At 33.6% G+C, this 17,201-nt stretch carries 23 protein-coding genes and 1 pseudogene; 1 reads left to right on the top strand and 23 read right to left on the bottom strand.

What is annotated here, in order from left to right; all coding sequences use genetic code 11:
• Positions 1–5: 5 nt before the first annotated feature.
• The 23 genes from flhB to flgB form a co-directional block, all read right to left on the bottom strand.
• Positions 6–1,091, bottom strand: a complete 1,086-nt coding sequence (gene flhB / locus SPD45_RS01005; protein WP_336265716.1) for a flagellar biosynthesis protein FlhB — start codon at positions 1,089–1,091, stop codon at positions 6–8.
• Between the two features lies 1 nt (position 1,092).
• The gene (gene fliR / locus SPD45_RS01010; RefSeq protein ID WP_336265717.1) at positions 1,093–1,866 is read right to left on the bottom strand and encodes a flagellar biosynthetic protein FliR; all 774 of its coding nucleotides are present in this window, start codon (positions 1,864–1,866) and stop codon (positions 1,093–1,095) included.
• Between the two features lie 4 nt (positions 1,867–1,870).
• Positions 1,871–2,140, bottom strand: a complete 270-nt coding sequence (gene fliQ, locus SPD45_RS01015) for a flagellar biosynthesis protein FliQ (protein WP_336265718.1) — start codon at positions 2,138–2,140, stop codon at positions 1,871–1,873.
• Between the two features lie 28 nt (positions 2,141–2,168).
• Positions 2,169–2,834 (bottom strand): flagellar type III secretion system pore protein FliP, encoded by a 666-nt coding sequence (gene fliP / locus SPD45_RS01020; RefSeq protein ID WP_336265719.1) that lies wholly within the window; start codon positions 2,832–2,834, stop codon positions 2,169–2,171.
• A complete protein-coding gene (locus SPD45_RS01025) occupies positions 2,827–3,459 on the bottom strand; it encodes a flagellar biosynthetic protein FliO (protein ID WP_336265720.1) in 633 nt (210 codons plus the stop codon). Before SPD45_RS01025 ends, fliP begins: the two co-directional genes overlap by 8 nt.
• A 13-nt stretch (positions 3,460–3,472) precedes the next feature.
• Positions 3,473–3,835: a response regulator gene (locus SPD45_RS01030; protein WP_336265721.1), complete on the bottom strand. Its 363-nt coding sequence runs from the start codon at positions 3,833–3,835 to the stop codon at positions 3,473–3,475.
• Positions 3,836–3,856: 21 nt separating this feature from the next.
• Complete coding sequence (gene fliY / locus SPD45_RS01035) at positions 3,857–5,014, bottom strand: flagellar motor switch phosphatase FliY (RefSeq protein WP_336266058.1); 1,158 nt, start codon at positions 5,012–5,014, stop codon at positions 3,857–3,859.
• The gene (gene fliM, locus SPD45_RS01040) at positions 5,014–6,006 is read right to left on the bottom strand and encodes a flagellar motor switch protein FliM (protein ID WP_336265722.1); all 993 of its coding nucleotides are present in this window, start codon (positions 6,004–6,006) and stop codon (positions 5,014–5,016) included. Before fliM ends, fliY begins: the two co-directional genes overlap by 1 nt.
• Before the next feature lie 30 nt (positions 6,007–6,036).
• A complete protein-coding gene (locus SPD45_RS01045; RefSeq protein WP_336265723.1) occupies positions 6,037–6,456 on the bottom strand; it encodes a flagellar basal body-associated FliL family protein in 420 nt (139 codons plus the stop codon).
• Positions 6,449–6,667: a flagellar FlbD family protein gene (locus SPD45_RS01050; protein WP_336265724.1), complete on the bottom strand. Its 219-nt coding sequence runs from the start codon at positions 6,665–6,667 to the stop codon at positions 6,449–6,451. The genes SPD45_RS01045 and SPD45_RS01050 overlap by 8 nt, the downstream gene beginning before the upstream one ends.
• Positions 6,668–6,732: 65 nt before the next feature.
• The gene (gene flgG / locus SPD45_RS01055) at positions 6,733–7,524 is read right to left on the bottom strand and encodes a flagellar basal body rod protein FlgG (protein ID WP_336265725.1); all 792 of its coding nucleotides are present in this window, start codon (positions 7,522–7,524) and stop codon (positions 6,733–6,735) included.
• A gap of 73 nt (positions 7,525–7,597) precedes the next feature.
• Positions 7,598–7,957, bottom strand: a complete 360-nt coding sequence (locus tag SPD45_RS01060; RefSeq protein WP_336265726.1) for a TIGR02530 family flagellar biosynthesis protein — start codon at positions 7,955–7,957, stop codon at positions 7,598–7,600.
• A complete protein-coding gene (gene flgD / locus SPD45_RS01065; RefSeq protein ID WP_336265727.1) occupies positions 7,950–8,396 on the bottom strand; it encodes a flagellar hook assembly protein FlgD in 447 nt (148 codons plus the stop codon). The genes SPD45_RS01060 and flgD overlap by 8 nt, the downstream gene beginning before the upstream one ends.
• On the bottom strand, positions 8,383–9,642 hold the full coding sequence (locus SPD45_RS01070; RefSeq protein WP_336265728.1) for a flagellar hook-length control protein FliK: 1,260 nt from the start codon (positions 9,640–9,642) through the stop codon (positions 8,383–8,385). Before SPD45_RS01070 ends, flgD begins: the two co-directional genes overlap by 14 nt.
• 34 nt (positions 9,643–9,676) lie before the next feature.
• On the bottom strand, positions 9,677–10,234 hold the full coding sequence (locus SPD45_RS01075) for a MotE family protein (protein WP_336265729.1): 558 nt from the start codon (positions 10,232–10,234) through the stop codon (positions 9,677–9,679).
• Between the two features lie 4 nt (positions 10,235–10,238).
• The gene (gene fliJ / locus SPD45_RS01080) at positions 10,239–10,688 is read right to left on the bottom strand and encodes a flagellar export protein FliJ (protein WP_336265730.1); all 450 of its coding nucleotides are present in this window, start codon (positions 10,686–10,688) and stop codon (positions 10,239–10,241) included.
• On the bottom strand, positions 10,688–12,004 hold the full coding sequence (fliI, locus tag SPD45_RS01085; RefSeq protein ID WP_336265731.1) for a flagellar protein export ATPase FliI: 1,317 nt from the start codon (positions 12,002–12,004) through the stop codon (positions 10,688–10,690). Before fliI ends, fliJ begins: the two co-directional genes overlap by 1 nt.
• A gap of 1 nt (position 12,005) precedes the next feature.
• Complete coding sequence (gene fliH / locus SPD45_RS01090) at positions 12,006–12,752, bottom strand: flagellar assembly protein FliH (protein ID WP_336265732.1); 747 nt, start codon at positions 12,750–12,752, stop codon at positions 12,006–12,008.
• Complete coding sequence (gene fliG / locus SPD45_RS01095; protein ID WP_336265733.1) at positions 12,745–13,758, bottom strand: flagellar motor switch protein FliG; 1,014 nt, start codon at positions 13,756–13,758, stop codon at positions 12,745–12,747. Before fliG ends, fliH begins: the two co-directional genes overlap by 8 nt.
• Before the next feature lie 12 nt (positions 13,759–13,770).
• Positions 13,771–15,366, bottom strand: coding sequence for a flagellar basal-body MS-ring/collar protein FliF (gene fliF, locus SPD45_RS01100; RefSeq protein WP_336265734.1), 1,596 nt, complete (start codon positions 15,364–15,366; stop codon positions 13,771–13,773).
• A 35-nt stretch (positions 15,367–15,401) separates the two neighbouring features.
• The gene (fliE, locus tag SPD45_RS01105; protein ID WP_336265735.1) at positions 15,402–15,701 is read right to left on the bottom strand and encodes a flagellar hook-basal body complex protein FliE; all 300 of its coding nucleotides are present in this window, start codon (positions 15,699–15,701) and stop codon (positions 15,402–15,404) included.
• Between the two features lie 16 nt (positions 15,702–15,717).
• The gene (gene flgC / locus SPD45_RS01110; RefSeq protein ID WP_336265736.1) at positions 15,718–16,176 is read right to left on the bottom strand and encodes a flagellar basal body rod protein FlgC; all 459 of its coding nucleotides are present in this window, start codon (positions 16,174–16,176) and stop codon (positions 15,718–15,720) included.
• Positions 16,176–16,556, bottom strand: coding sequence for a flagellar basal body rod protein FlgB (gene flgB, locus SPD45_RS01115; RefSeq protein WP_336265737.1), 381 nt, complete (start codon positions 16,554–16,556; stop codon positions 16,176–16,178). Before flgB ends, flgC begins: the two co-directional genes overlap by 1 nt.
• Before the next feature lie 413 nt (positions 16,557–16,969).
• Here flgB and SPD45_RS14365 point away from each other — a divergent pair.
• Positions 16,970–17,168, top strand: a pseudogene (locus tag SPD45_RS14365) (transposase); the annotation flags it as partial.
• Positions 17,169–17,201 lie beyond the last annotated feature (33 nt).

The following is a 17,201-nucleotide window of genomic DNA, read 5'->3' on the forward strand; positions in this document are numbered from 1 at the left end:
ACTCCTTACTTGCTCATTCTATTTTCTTGCTGGAATACGAACGCCAATATTTCTGCAACCATTTTATAAAATTGTTCAGGTATAACATCATTTATTTCAACTTCATCATATAATGCTCTAGCTAAAGGCCGATTTTCAACCATCATAATATCATGTTCTTTTGCAATTTCTTTTATTTTTTGAGCGACATCATCTGTCCCTTTTGCAACGACATAGGGAACAGAAACAACTGCTTCATCATATTTTAATGCAATTGCATAATGCGTAGGGTTTGTAATGACAACATCTGCTTTTGGTACTTCTGACATCATCCGACTCATTGCAGCTTGTCGTTGTTTTTCTCTGAGTTTAGATTTTATCAATGGGTCCCCTTCAATATTCTTATGCTCGTCCTTAATATCTTGTTTCGACATTCGAATGTTTTTTTCGAAGTCATATTTTTGATACATATAATCAAGTACAGCTAAAAAAAGTAATAATATTGTCGCGGCAACACCCATAACAATCGTTACTTGACCAAAAAATTGTACAGCATTTTCTGGTTCTTTCATGGCCAACATCATCATGTCGTCCTTGTATATCCAAATAATTAAAAATGTTGTTGCCCCAATTAACGTAATTTTTAGCAATGATTTCAACAATTCCACTAAGGCACGAACTGAAAAAATTCGTTTCGCTCCTTTAATAGGATCAATTTTTTTCAAATCAAACTTCAACGGTTCCGTCGTAAACAAAAAACCAACTTGTAATAAATTTGCAGCTACTGACACAATAATTGCTACTAGCATGACTGGAAAAACAATATAAGCAAAACTTTTTAATACATCGATTAAAATAATTTGCGAAGTGTTTATATCTAATTCCATATGGACATATTTTGTAAATGTTGTAAAATATAAACTTTCCATATGGTCTTTAACAAATCCACCAAAAGCAAATAAAACAATGAATGAACCTAACAATAATAATGCCGTATTCACATCTGAACTTTTAGCGACTCGTCCCTTTTTCCGTTCGTCTTCTCGTTTTTTCGGAGTTGCTTTTTCTGTTTTTTCACCAGCAAAATATTGTAAATCTAATTGTAGACGCATGTTATCCTCCGAGAATGATCATTAAATCACGCATCGTTTTAAACATCGTTTCAAACAAAAAGCGTGTTAAATTTATATATAGAGCAATAAAAAAAGATAAAACAAGAAAACTAACTGTAATTTTTAAAGGTAGACCGACTACAAAAACGTTTAATTGTGGAACAGTTCTTGCAACAATCCCTAAAGCAACATCTACTAAAAAAAGACAGCCTACTATTGGTAAGGACATTTGAAATGCAATTAAAAACATTTTATTGAATGTTTGAATGGTAAACGATGCAAATATGTCCTTAAACGAAATGAATGCATCGACCGGAATAAATTGAAAACTATTGTACATCCCATCAATTAATAAATGATGTCCATTAACAGTGAGTAAAAAAAGCAAAGCAATAACATAAAAATATTGGCCAATAAGTGGACTTTGTGCACCGGTTTGTGGGTCAATAACATTTGCTACAGCAAAACCCATCTGAAAATCAATAAATCCTCCGGCTATTTGCACAGCAGATAAAATCATAAAAGCAATAAAACCAATCATTAACCCTACAATGACCTCTTTCATCACTAAAAAATAATATGTAAAATCAATATCTGCTATTACAACATCAATATGCATAGAAATAATCATACTTAAAAAAACGGCAAATCCAATTTTGAACATAGTCGGAATTGTTCGATATGAAAAAAGCGGCATGACTAAAAAAAAGCTCGTTATCCGCGCAAATACTAATAAAAAAGTTGGTAGAAGAGATAAAGGTAATAAATCTAACATTTGCTCACCCTATAAACAAGTGCATATTTTCATATATATTAGTCGTAAATTGCACTAGTTTTGTCAACATCCACGGACCAAAAAACACGACACCAACTAACACAGCAATTATTTTTGGAATAAAGGCTAATGTTTGTTCCTGTATTTGTGTTGTCGCTTGAAAAATACTAACTGCTAATCCAACTGCCAATGCTAATAACAGTATCGGACCTGCAACTAGTAAAATCGTTATAATACCTCTTTCTGCTAGTGTTAATACAAATTCACTACTCAATCCTTACACACCTTCTTTTTTCATACGGTCAAAAACCTTGTAAAATGGAATGCGTAATTAAATACCATCCATCTACTAAAACGAACAATAAAATTTTAAATGGCAAAGAAATCATAACAGGTGGTAACATCATCATCCCCATCGACATTAAAATACTAGCGACAGCCATATCAATTATTAAAAATGGAATAAAAATCATAAACCCCATTTGAAATGCAGTTTTCAATTCACTAATTGCAAATGCTGGTACTAATGTCATTAACGGAATGTCTTCTAATGTTTCGGGATTTTCCGTTCCCGTATAATTTAAAAATAGTGCTAAATCTTTTTGCCGAGTATGTTGTGCCATAAACTCTTTTATCGGTATACTTGCATGATCATATGCCTCATCAAGTGTAATCTCTTCGTTGAATAACGGTTGTAATGCCTCATCATATACCTCACTAAACGTTGGTGCCATAATAAAAAACGTCAAAAATAATGCCAAACCAATTAACACTTGATTCGGTGGCATTTGTTGGGTTGCAAGAGATGTTCGTACAAATGATAATACAACGATAATTCTCGTAAAACTCGTCATTAATATTAAAATACCTGGAGCAATAGATAAAATGGTTAATAAAATAATTAATTTCACCGATGTTGAAAGTTGTGAAGGATCAGCACTAGAGAACATATTTATAAAATCATTCATCTCGATCATCCTTCACTTTCTTTTTAAAAAAATCTTGTCTTTTTTTAGACCAATTCATTAATTCTTCTTTAAAAGTTGCCGCCATATTCGATTCATCCTTTTCCTTCCCTCTTTTAAAAAAGGATGGAATATAATTGGATGGGTCCATTTTTTCTTCTGCTGCTTTTTCCAATTGTTGAATGGTATGCTCATCTGTAATTTCTTCCAATAATTGCACATTATCGCCTACACCAAGCATATAAACTTTTTCACCAATTTTAATCAACTGCACGGATTTATTCGTACCTAAAACGAATCCGCCTATTTTTTGTATATTTCCATGTTGAACATTTGTGTAATTTTTCCGTTTTAAAAATAGAAGAATAATGTACAATAATACTAAAATTAAAAACAGTGCAAAGATCATTTTAATTATATTCATAAAAAAAGAAGAAGATCGTTGCTCACTATCTTGTAACAACATATCGTTTGATCCATCTATTTCTATACTTGTATGGTTTTGTAATTCCTCACAATCGCCATTTTCCTCCATGCAATCTTTTACATTCGGTAATACATTATCCGCATATGTAGCAACAGGAAAAAGTAAACAAATGAACATCATTGCTACAACAATCTTTTTCATTTGTATCACACTCTTATGCTAATGCTTTCGAAACAGCTTCAATCACTCGATCAGCTTGAAAAGGTTTTACGATAAAATCTTTTGCCCCGGCTTGAATAGCATCAATTACCATCGCTTGTTGCCCCATTGCGGAACACATAATAATTGTAGCGCTCGGATCTATTTCTTTAATTTCCTTTAAAGCTTGAATGCCATCTTTTTCAGGCATTGTAATGTCCATTGTCACTAAATCTGGAGTTAATTCTTTATATTTTTCTACTGCCACACTACCATTTTCAGCTTCACCTACAACGTTATAACCATTCTTCTCTAAAATATCTTTAATCATCATTCTCATAAATGCTGCATCATCTACAATTAATACTTTTTGTGCCATTATTATTTCCACCTTTATCCATTAATTTAATTTCATTAAACGATCTTTTGGACTGACAATATCTGTCACTCTTACACCAAAGTTCTCATCAATTACAACGACTTCTCCTTTAGCGATTAATTTATTATTCACTAAAACATCTACAGGCTCACCTGCCAGTTTATCAAGTTCAATAATTGCACCTTGAGATAACTCTAAAATATCCTCTACTGTTTGCTTTGTTCTTCCTAATTCAACTGTTACCGAAAGAGGTACATCTAAAAGCATATCTAAATTTCGTTTATTCGTTTGATTAAGAGGTGTTGGTTCAAATGCTTCAAACGCTGCATGTTGAATCGTTGAGTCAGGTGCAATATGGTTACCAATATGTTGAGGTTCCGATTGAGTCGGTGTCGGCTGCTCCATTTGTGCTGTTTCAACTTCTGTTTGTGTGACGCTTATGTCACTTTGTTGAGCAATATTCATGTCTTTCATAGTTGTCTCTTGATTAATTGGCTCTTCTGTAGGTTCAAGTAATTGATTGACTAAATCTTTTGCAAAATCTAGTGGTATCAATTGAAAAATATTCGAATCAATTAAGTCACCAATTTTTAAATTAAAAGCAACCCGGACTAATACATCTTCGTCACTACCTTTTGCCACTTCCTCTAGTTTATCAATGTCTTTATAATCAACTTGTGGTGGTGAGATATCTACACGTTTATTAAATACTGTAGACATGCTCGTTGCTGAAGATCCCATCATTTGATTCATTGCTTCTTGTACTGCACTTAATTCAATTTCCGATAGCTCTTCATTTGGTTGTAAGCCATTACCACCAAGCATAATATCTGAAATAATTGCGGCATCTTTCGCTTTCATTAAAAAGATGTTTTCCCCATCAAAACCATCACAATAATCTACTTGTAAACTTACGTGTTCATAGGGAAATTCCTCTTTAATCCCTGTCTTCTTTACAAACGAAACAGTCGGTGTCGTAATATCCACTTTTTGATTCAATAAAGTCGACAATGTCGTTGCTGAACTTCCAAAAGAAATATTACCAATTTCCCCCAGTGCATCCATTTCAAGAGGAGTTAAATATGTATTACTCTCATCTTCATATATGATCTCCGAAGTACTATCATCTGTTACGTTTAATAATGCATCAATTTCTTCTTGTGTTAATTTGTTATCCATCACGATAAACTCCTCCTTTCGATATGATCCATCACTTGTACCGCTACTTTTTTATGTACAGTTCCAACTTGAACATGCATCTTTGGCTCTCCATTCACTTCTAATGTTAACGGGTCTTGAATCTTTTGATTTAAACTAATGATATCCTCTGTCGATAATTGTAATAACTCATTCACCGTAATATTTGATTGACCTAAAATAACTTTTGCCTCTAATTCTACTTTTTCCATATGTTTCGATAAAATGGCATATTTTTCAGGGTCACGTTCCTTTGTTGCGGACTCCATCCAATAGTGAGCAGATAATTTAGGTATAATTGGCTCTAACACTATATGTGGAATACAAATATTAATCATTCCTGATACATCGCCAATTTGTGTATTAAAGGAAACGACTACTACTGTTTCATTTGGCGAAACCATTTGTAAAAATTGTGGATTCACTTCAAATTCATCCAACATTGGGTCGATTTCTACGATTGTTGACCAAGCTTCTTGAATATTTACAACAGCTTTTTCGAACATCTGTGTCATTATAGTCGTCTCGATTTCCGTTAAACTCTCTGGCTGCACATCACTATTTCCTTTTCCGCCTAACAAACGATCCATCATACTGTAAGCAATATTTGGATTCACTTCCATCAAAATTTTACCTTCCAATGGTTCCATACTAATCACATTTAAAATTGTCATCTTCGGTATGGAACGGATAAATTCTTCATACGGAATTTGATCTACAGAGGCAACAGAAATATTTACATATGTCCTTAATTGGCCAGAAAAAAATGTCGTTAACAGCCTTGCATAATTTTCATGGATTCGTGATATACTTCGAATTTGATCTTTCGAAAAACGCAATGCACGCTTAAAATCATATACTTTTACTTTTTTATCTTCTTCTTCTTTCTTTAATTCTTCTGCATCCATTTCCCCAGATGAAATAGCTGATAATAAAGCATCTATTTCTGTCTGTGACAAAATTTCTTCAGACAATGTTCATCACCTCCATGACGGAGCAATCATTTATTGCATAATTTTACTTATTGTATATACGTCTTTAATTGTTCCCTCTGTCATAATCTCATTTAGTTTTTGTTGTAACACTTTTTCTAAATCGGCTAAACCTGCATTAAAATCTTCTTCCGTCATTACTGCCAGTTCTTTAATTAAAATATTTTTAATTTGGAATTCACGTTTTTCAATTTCTTTTAAACTAGCTTTGCTATCCATTATTAACTGGAATTGAATACGGACAAATACACCATCTTTTAAATCTGTCGTTACTTCAGGAGTTTCATAAGAAAATTCATTCATTTCATCAATAGATAATTCTTTACTTTCAATATTATTATTGTTGAAATAAAGAACGACTACGACGGTAATCATTGCAATGGCAAGTAATGATGCAACAGAGATCGCGGTTATTTTTAATACTTTACTCATCTTCATTCACCTGCTTTGTTAGAAAACCAATCATTCCAACTTGTCGATACATTTCTAATATTTTTCGTAAAACTTCTTCTTTATTCGTTTGAACGACGAATTTTTTCCCATTTAATAATGTAATCGTCGTATCTGGTAATGATTGTACCTGCTCCACCATAAATGGATTCAGATAAAATGTTTCTCCGTTTAATCTAGTTAATTCAATCATATTTGGCGAGTTGTAGCGAATAACGATTGTTTATATCGGTATTCCTACAACTCTACCTCCTCAATTTATCGTTTTAAGTTTACTAATTCTTGTAAAATTTCATCTGAAGTTGTAATAATTCTTGTATTCGCTTGGAAACCTCGTTGCGATACGATCATTTCTGTAAACTCTTCTGCTAAATCAACGTTTGACATTTCCAACGAACTTGCTGCAAGGTCTCCTGCCCCATTAATTCCAGGAGCACCATGTTGTGCTTCACCAGAGTTTTGTGACTCAATATATAAACTACCTCCGACCTTCTCTAGGCCTTCAGGGTTAGCAAAAATAGTAATTCCAATTTTTTGATCACTATTTGTACCATCTGCTGTCACGATATTTACATCCCCATTTTTGGCAATACTAAAGCTTTGTGTTGTACTAGGGTCGATTTGGATTGTACTATTATCATCTTGTAATAAAAAATATCCATCCGCTGTTACGACGTTTCCTGCATCATCTAGATAGAAATTACCCGCACGTGTGTAATAAATATTTTCCCCATCAGATACTTTAAAAAAGCCATCCCCTTCAATTGCAACATCTAATGGGCGTCCTGTAGATTGTAAGAATCCTTGTGTATGAATATTATCTACCGAACCAACTTGGGATCCTAAACCGACTTGCATTGGGTTAATTCCACCTCGTCCAGCCTCAGCGGCTTGTGCTCCTCTTGTCGTTTGTGACATCATATCTTGGAAAGTAACTCGTCCTTTTTTAAACCCTGACGTGTTCACGTTGGAAATATTATTCCCTATAACATCTAATTTTGTTTGAAATCCTCTCATACCTGAAATTCCAGAATACATTGAACGTAACATATTTTTCCCTCTTTCATTATTATTCACTATGTCTATCATTCCATAGTGGATAGCCTCTCCTAACAGAGTCCAGCTATATTAAAATCGTTCCATTAATATTAGTAAATATTCGATTATTCGCTTCTGTTTTATGTAATGCTGTAACGACTGTGTTGTTTTTTGCGCTAACGATAAGTGCCGCATCATTCACAACGACGAGAGCATCTGTGACACCTTTGTTCTTCGCTTCATTAAGTTTCGTTCCAATTTTTTCCCACGTTTGATCTGTTATATGAATATTTCTTTCTTGCATACGGAGTTTCGCATGTTTACTCACTTTTAATTCAGATGCTTGTTCAAAAATTGCTTTAAAGCTTGTACTAGCTGTTGGCTGTTTTTTAGTTGCCGAATGATTCACATAATGTTGCTGTATTGGATGTATGTATTTATGCATCCTTTTTACCTGCTTCATTTACTTTTAGAATTCCATCAGCAAAAACTTTTTGACCATTTTCTAATTCTAAAATAGCCCAGCCTTCTTGGGAACTAACTGCATTGACAACACTTGTGACAATCGTTTTTTCATTCGTCTCTTCATCAATAGATTCATATGTCACTTCTTTTCCGATCATATGACTATATTGAATAACAGGAGATACTAATTGATTTTGCACTAATGTATCTATAGAACTCGCCATATTCATCATTTGCTCTAAAGATGAAAATGTCGCCATCTGTGCAATAAAATCGCGATCTTCCATCGGATTTAATGGATCTTGGTTTTGTAGTTGTGTCATTAAAATTTTTATAAATTCATCTTTTCCTAACTCGGAACTAGGTGCACGATCTCTCGGTACGTTTGATATATATAAATCTGAATCAATTTTTGTCATTTTCTTCCTCCTCCCCTAATTGTTGCAACAATTGTTCAAAATCGATGGACGGAGTTTTTTTATCTTTCCGTTCGTCTTTATCTTGTTTTGGTTCTTCTTCATTTAATTCCTCTTCATTGTTTGAAAAGAATTCCTCATCAGAAATAGTTGGATCCTTTTCAATAATTACTTGATGCGGAGAAAAAAGATGTTTTAATTGATGTATGTTGCTCTCTAAAATTTTCTTCGTTGCATTGGTTGTAACAAATAATTCCACTCGCATTTCTCCGTTTACCTCAGCCATTCTTACCGTAATATGGCCTAATTGTGTTGGATTAATTTGTAACTGTAGTTGCATCATGCCATCTTGTTTAAAAATAGAACTTTTTTGGATAACAGTCGTTAATTTTGATACGAGTTGTTCTGATATTTCTTCTACTTTTCCTGTTTGACGAATATGTATATCGTATTGCTGTACTTCATCTATTGGTAGATTCGTTGGATTACTCATTTGAGTTGACATTACTGTATCGTTTATTTGTTGACTACTTTGTACGGTATCATATCGCTGAAAAGCTTGCTCCAACCAATTTGCGATAGTAGATTTTGTAATTATCGCATCATTTTGATACATATTTTGTGTTGTCATCTCTGTACGTTTTTCAAATGTTTTCACCAAAAGTTTAAAAGTCTCTGAAATTTTTTCTTCTTCTAATTCCTCTAATTGATTAAATAGTGCTTCTTTATCTTTCGTTGATAATTGATTCACTTTTTTTAATACGACGAGTAGCTGTTGCAAAGATGAAGGCTCATGTACTGTCTCTGTATGCATGTATCGAATAATCTCATTAGACAGTTGCATCACTTCTTCTTTTGTCATTTTTGAAAATGTTTGTCCAACATCTTCAAATGTATTCTTTGAAGCATACATATTTTGTTGTACGTCGAAATCAATGGTTGTATCACTATTTGTTAAAAACGTATGAATAGTAGGTTGAAACATGCTATTATCGATATTTTCATGTACGTCTTCCTTAACCAAGCTGTCTAGCTCATATGTTTCATCATGCTCACCGATAGAATGATCGGTTGTTTCTTCTTCGTCATTTTCTACCATTGGTTCTTTTTCGTTTGTAGATAATGCATTTACATCCTCTTTTTCATTGGCTATAAGAAATGTTTTGAAACTAGTATCCTGCTCATTTATATCCAATTCATTTTGCTGCATATTCGCATTTGTTCGTGTGAATACTTGCATAATTTCCATTCCATTCACCCCCTTCCAAATTATAAAATGGCAATTATTTCATCATTAACTTTGTCAATGTGGCAGCTCTTTTTGATTCCATTTCAGCTAAAATATTTCCTCTCACATCACTCGGGATGTTGGATAGAATTTGAATGGCGTCTTGGTCATTCATTTGCGTTATAATTGCAGCAGCATTTTCTGGTTCCATTTTCCTGTAAGAGGATGCAGCTCTTTTTAATGCTTCATTTCCGTCTTCTTCATCCTCTATGTTTTCTTTTTCGTTTTTCTGCTCACTTTTTTCTTTCTTTTTTAAATCTAACTCTAAATCATCTGCAATTGCCCGTAAACTTTCTACATCTTTCGATAGATCATTGATTTCTTCATCTTTTGATGCAATTAAATCCTCTTGTTTTTTAATTGTTTCTTCTAATTGTTCGACTTCATTACTCTTAATAAAAGAAGAAACAACCGGTACATCAGCTAATTTATCCTTCACATCAATGCCAACTAAAGTTAATCCGATGTACACAATCCCCACTGTTAGCATTAACGGGATGATAATTGCAAATATGATTAATAGAATTGGAGATTTCTTTTTTTCTTTTGTCATATTTTCACCTATTTTGGATCGAACTTGTAAACTGTCGGATGGACAGTTCATCCATTAATATATTTTCTTCTCGTATCAGTTCTTCCTGTCTTGCCTGTTTTTTTCGTTCAATAAGTTTTTCTATTTTTTTCATTTCAATATGTGTTTCTGTTAAATATGCTTGTTTTTCTAGCATTTTTTTTCTTGCCTGTTGCACATTTTGTTGTAATGTAGACGCTTTTCTCGTCATAGATTGTATGAACATCGATTGTTCTTTAATTTTTTCAATCGAAGTATATGTTTGCATATATTGATTCATCAATACTTCCGCATGTTCTTTCTTCTTTAATAATTCATATAATGCTGTTGCCTGTTTTTCAAATATTACAGTCGCTTCATTTTTTTCTTTTTGAGCAATCGTTTTTTCTTGCTCCCGTATTTGTAAAACCTTTTGCAATACTGCCACATTATCCATTACTGTCCACCTGCCAAAATAAGATGTAATTTTTCAATTGATTGTTCGAAAGTTTCTTGTTCATAAATTCCTTGTTTTAAATAATCAATAATAATCGGATAATATTTTATTGCTTCATCAATTTTAGGGTCTGTACCGTGACGATATGCACCAATCTGTATTAATTCTACATTTTCTTCATATGTTGCCATCAACGTTCTTATTTTTTGTACGGTTGTACGATGTGCTGGTGAAACGATATCATGCATCACCCTACTAACAGACTTCAGTATATTAATTGCTGGAAATTGCCCCATTTCAGCTAATCTTCTCTCTAGAACAAAATGGCCATCCAATATACCACGAACCGCATCTGCAATCGGTTCATTCATATCATCACCATCTACTAGTACGGTATAAAACGCTGTAATTGTTCCTTGTTCATTCGTGCCTGTTCTCTCTAACAATTTAGGTAATATGGCAAAGACCGATGGTGTATATCCTTTAGACGTCGGTGGCTCGCCTACTGCTAGCCCTATTTCCCGTTGTGCCATTGCAACTCTCGTAACAGAGTCCATCATTAAATTCACCTTATATCCTTGATCACGAAAGTATTCACTGATTGCCGTTGCAGTATACGCACCTTTAATTCGCATTAATGCTGGTTGATCGGATGTCGCAACAATAATAATTGATTTTTTCAATCCTGCTTCACCAAGGTCTTTTTCAATAAATTCCCTTACTTCACGACCACGTTCTCCAATTAATGCAATAACATTTATATCTGCGGCACTATTTCTGGCAATCATTCCTAATAATGTACTTTTTCCAACCCCACTACCTGCAAAAATACCTATACGTTGTCCTTCTCCTACCGTCAGCATAGAATCAATTGCTCGAATTCCCACTTGAATTGGTTGATCAATCGGTGGCCGACTCATTGGATTTGGTGGTTCATTTTCAGTGAAAACTTTTTTTAATCCTTTCGGTAAAATGCTATGGTTCAATGGTAACCCTAAAGCATCTACGACATGGCCAATTAAACTATGACCAATCTTTATTGTTAAAGGTTGATTGGTAGCTTCAACTAGACAACCAGGACCAATTTCAGATACTTCCGTATAAGGCATTAAAATGATTTTTTCATGATGAAATCCAACAACTTCCGCTAATATCGGTGATTGGCTTTTATTTTCAGGATGAATGATACAAACTTCTCCAATATTCGCTGCGGGTCCTAATGATTCAATCATAATACCGACAACACGAGTAATTTTTCCATAATATTTGTATGTATCTGTCTCTTCAATCGTCTGAATGCACGTATCAAAATCCATATTAATTCTCCATTATCTTTTCTTCTAACGCACGTTTAATTTGTTTCAACTGTGTATCTACACTAGCATCTATTTGTCCAAATGGATGACGGATCATACAATCATTTTCTTGTAAATTCGAATCTACATGTAAATAAAGCAATTCATCTTCATCTAACAATTGTTCTAACTCTTCTTTTTGAGCATGTAAGGAAGCGTAATGCATCGGGTGAACATATATAGATATAGTCGAAGTATCTTTTAAATGTCGCACTGCTTTTTCTACTATGCCTTTCATTACATGTTCATCCGTTTTAATTTCAGTATCAATGATCTTTTTCGCCACATGCATGGCTAACTGAACAATTGTATTAGAGTGTTTTTCAATCGTTGCTATGTAATCTAGCTCACTTTTTCGAACAATGTCATTCGCCTCATCCAAATAAGTTTGGTAATCGGTTTTCGCTTCGTTTTCACCATCGATATATCCTTCTTTATACCCTTGCTGTTTTGCCTGTTCAAATACAGTGATTTTTTCATTGGCAATCTTTTCTTTTTCCGTGGCAATATAGGTTTCTAACTCTTGGATAGACGTTTCCTTTTGCTGTTCTAAGGTAGCTAAAGTTTGTTCCAACACTTTAATTTCATTTACGATGTCATCTTTTGATCGGCTCTGACGACGTATCTCTTTATCTTGTGGAATATCCGCTTGAATCTTTTTAATAGAAATTACTTTTTTGTTTTCTAAATTCCCCTTTAGATTAGACAATAATATCGTCTCCTCCACCACGGGCAATTACGATTTCCCCAATTTCATCTAAGCGGCGAATCGTTCCTACAATACGTGTTTGTGCTTCTTCAACATCACGTAATCGTACAGGTCCCATAAATTCCATTTCTTCTTTAAATGTTTCCACCATACGTTGTGACATATTTTGGAAAATTACATCCTTTACTTCTTCACTTGCGACACGTAACGATAATTTCAAGTCTTCATTATCCACTTCGCGAATAATGCGTTGGATAGCGCGATTGTCTAAAATAACAATATCGTCAAAGATAAACATACGTTTTTTAATTTCTTCCGCTAATTCAGGATTTTGAATTTCTAACGTATCTAAAATAGTCCTTTCTGTACTTCGATCCACTTCATTTAACACTTCAACAACTGATTGAATACCACCTGTTTGTGTATAGTCTTCTGTTAAGGATGTCGAAATATTCTTTTCAAGTACATGTTCAATTTCCGTAATAATATCTGGTGGTGTGGAGTCCATCGTTGCAATTCTGCTTGCAATATCCGCTTGCACTTCTTCCTCTAAAGAAGATAATATTTGTCCAGCTTGTTCAGGTTCTAAATAAGATAGGACAAGTGCGATCGTTTGTGGATGTTCATTTTGTATAAAATTAAGCACTTGATTCGGGTCTGCTTTCCGCGCAAAATCAAAAGGTCTTACTTGTAAAGAAGATGTTAAACGATTAATAATATTTGTTGCCTCTTGAGTGCCAAAAGCTTTTTCAAGCACTGTTTTTGCATATCCTACTCCACCTTGAGAAATATATTGTTGAGCAATGGCAATCTGATGAAATTGTTCCACTATAGATTCTTTCAAATCTGAATCTACCTTTTGAATAGTTGATATTTCCAGGCTTAAACGTTCTACTTCTTCTTCCGATAAATGTTTGTATACTTCGGCCGACACATCTGGTCCTAGTGAGATAAGCAAAATGGCTGCCTTCTGTTTTCCAGTTAATCTTTTCTGTTTAATACTCATACTCCTTTCCTCCTAATCTTCCGAAATCCAACTACGTAATAATTTCGCAAAGTCTTCCGGTTTGTCTTTCGCCATTTTTTCAAGTTGTTCTTTTTGAATGTCTTGGTCTGTTTTTGGTTGTTCTTCTAAATCTGATACAACTGCTGAATCTTCAGTTGTTATGTCAGACACCGTTACATTTTCTTCCACTATATCTTCTGTACGTTTCCTACGCATTACAAAGAAAATAATAATAATCGTTACAATAATGATTGCCACTACGATATATGGCCAAATTGTGGATGACCCTTCTTCAGACATATCAGCAGTTAATTGATCACGGCCATGGAACGTTTGAAAGACGATAGAGATTTTATCATCTGTTTCTATTTCCCCATAAGTTTTATCAATAGAAGTTGTAATCATCGATTCTAGAATAGAAGCCATTCCCTCTTCTACTGCGTTCAATTCTTGCTGCGTTAATTCCACTACTTCTCCGTCAATTACTCTCGTATTATCAACCATCACTTGAATACCTAAGTCACGAATTTTATATGGTGCTTCTGCAATTTCTTTCTTAATATTATTAAACTCATAATTAACGGTTTCTTTTGCTAAATCATAATCGCCACCTTCTCCTTGCATAACTCCAGGATAATTGGCAATATCTTCTTCCCCAGTACCAGCAACTCCACCAATTTCATCCGTTCCTTCAAATGTTTCTTGAATCGTTTCAATACTTACTGGAATTCCTTCCATCGCATCAATATCAACAGGTTCTACTAGGTCTTCTACACGATTTTCATTTGTGAAATCAATATCTGCTGTTACAGATGTTATTACTTTATCGACCCCAACAATAGCACTTAGCATTTGTTGTACTCGTTTTTGAATATCATTTTCAATTTCTGTTTTTACATCTTGTGTTGCTCCAATATGGTCTGCTTGATTTGATGCATATTGATCGAAGTATTCAAAGTTCTGATTCATAATGACGATATTTTCCTCTGGTAAATTCGGAATCGCTTTTGAAACGAGATGGTATAAACCTTTCATTTGATTCGGCTGAAATTCATAACCGTATTCTGTTTGAAGTACAATGGATACACTAGCATTTTCTGTCATGTCAGATACAAATACCGATTGTTCTGGTAAGTTAATCATCACATTTGCATCTTCAATTCCTTCCATACCTTTCATCAAGTTACTGAGCTCTGTTTGCATCGCATCTAACTTCATAATATTAAATTCATTATCGGTAATTCCCCATGAAGAGTTCTCACTAAAAAACGAATAATCGATATTCCCACTATTCGGAATACCTTCATTCGCTAATTCAACAATTAAAGTTTGTGAATGCTCTTCAGGTACTTTAATCGTCGTCCCATTATCGACTATTTCATACTGAATATTTCTTGTATCAAGTTCCTCTTTAATTTGACCTACCTCTTGTATAGATAGGTTCGAATATAAAGGAACGAAGCTATTCTTATTGGTTAAAACAGTGATAACGACAATTCCTACTATAAGTAAAATTGTCATACTTATGTATAATACTCTTTTAAAAATGGAAGTTTTATTCCAAAATAATTTAATTTGTTCCATAAATTGATTTAATTTTTCCTTCATTTATCACACCGGACTTTGTTTATATTTTCTATGTACTAGATTTGCATTCTCATCACATCATTATAAGCGTCGATTACTTTTTGCTGAATTTGGACTGTCGCTTCTACAGTAATTTTTGCTTTTTGCGCCGTTAACATGACGTCATGAAGATCTGTTGTTTCTCCACTCAAAAAGGCATTTGTCTTTACATCTGATTCATGTTCCACTGCACTAACTTTTTCTAATGCTTGTTTAAATATATGTTGAAAATTTGCTTCATTTTGTATTTTCTGTGGTGTTTGTTTTGCTATTTGCTCTTTTGGTGATGTAGCAGACAGAGCGATTAGTTTCGTCATCATCATTCGTCCTTTCTTACGACCTACCAATTTCTAATGCTTTTAATAACATATCTTTCGTTGCGTTTAATGCAGTAATATTCGCCTCATAAGAACGAGTTGCTCCCATTAAATCTACCATTTCTTTTAATGGGTCTACATTCGGATAAAGCACATAGCCTTCATCATTTGCATCTGGATGAGTTGGGTCAAAAATCGCTTTAAATGGCTCTTGATCTTGTACAAGCCCACTCACTTTAACTCCTTGTGAAGTTGCTTTTTGATTCATTTGTGCTTTACTCATATACGATTTAAATGAATGATTTTCTGGTTGTAGCACGACCATTTTTCTGCGATATGGTTCAAATTGACCATCTGGTAACATTGTCGCTCTTGTTGATTGTTGGTTAGCAATATTGGAGGAGGCTACATCCATTCGCAGTCTCTGAGCTGTTAAAGCACCAGCGCTTATGTTTAATCCATGAAAAACTGACATTACTTCCCACCTCTTATCACCGTATTCAATAAGCCAAATTTACCATTTAAACGGTCAACAGCGCCACGATAATAAATTTGGTTTTTTGCTAATTCTGCCATTTCTTTGTCAACATCCACATTATTTCCACTGTGGTTATAGGATGTGTGGTTTTGATTCATTACTTTATAAGGTGTATGTATTCCATTTGAACGAATATGCTTGTCTTCCGTCACATGTAATTGAAGTTCTCCTTCTAACATGCTTTTGAATGTTACCTTTTGCGCCTTATAATTAGGTGTATCGACATTTGCAAGATTATTTGAGATAACAGAATTTTTCTTTGATGCATAATGCAATGATTGTTCTAAGTTTTGAAATGTTTGATTAAATAGTTTCAACTGAATCCCTCAATATAAATTTTTTCTGAAATTTTTCATACCATCATTATTTTAGATGATGTTGCGACTAAAGTCCACTAATATTTCATCATTTTTAACTAATTTTTCATGATTATCACTGTATGTTCAAATTTTTTTAAGGTTTTTTCAATTTTAACCAATTAAATACAACGAAAAGTCCTAAATATATTCAAATACAAATAATATATTACACTAGAAGTATTATGTATTAGCCATTTTTTTCATTATTCTGAAGTTATATAGGCAAAATGTAATGCAAAATTTCGCCTGTTTTCTTCTTAGAAATAATGACATACGGCCTAATTTACATGCTTCCGATATATGAAGACATGCATTAAGACATTGAAAAACATATATCGTATCTCAAGCATAGCTTGATGTATTTATACAATAATGGTCGTATCGAAGGGATTAATAACAAAATAAAGGTATTGAATCGCGTTGCATATGGATATCGAAACTTTCATAATTTTAAAAAGAATTATTTTACACTTTAAATGGAGATCAATCATACAAAGTAACAAAACTCCTTTGCAGCTTAAGCTACAAAGGAAGAGGAAACTAGCATGTAAACAGCCAGATGAAACGTAGGAAATGTACGTAGGCTCCTGCGTGAAAAAGGGC

It is taken from the genome of Pseudogracilibacillus sp. SO10305 (genome assembly GCF_037072005.1).
GTDB lineage: Bacteria > Bacillota > Bacilli > Bacillales > Amphibacillaceae > Pseudogracilibacillus > Pseudogracilibacillus intestinigallinarum.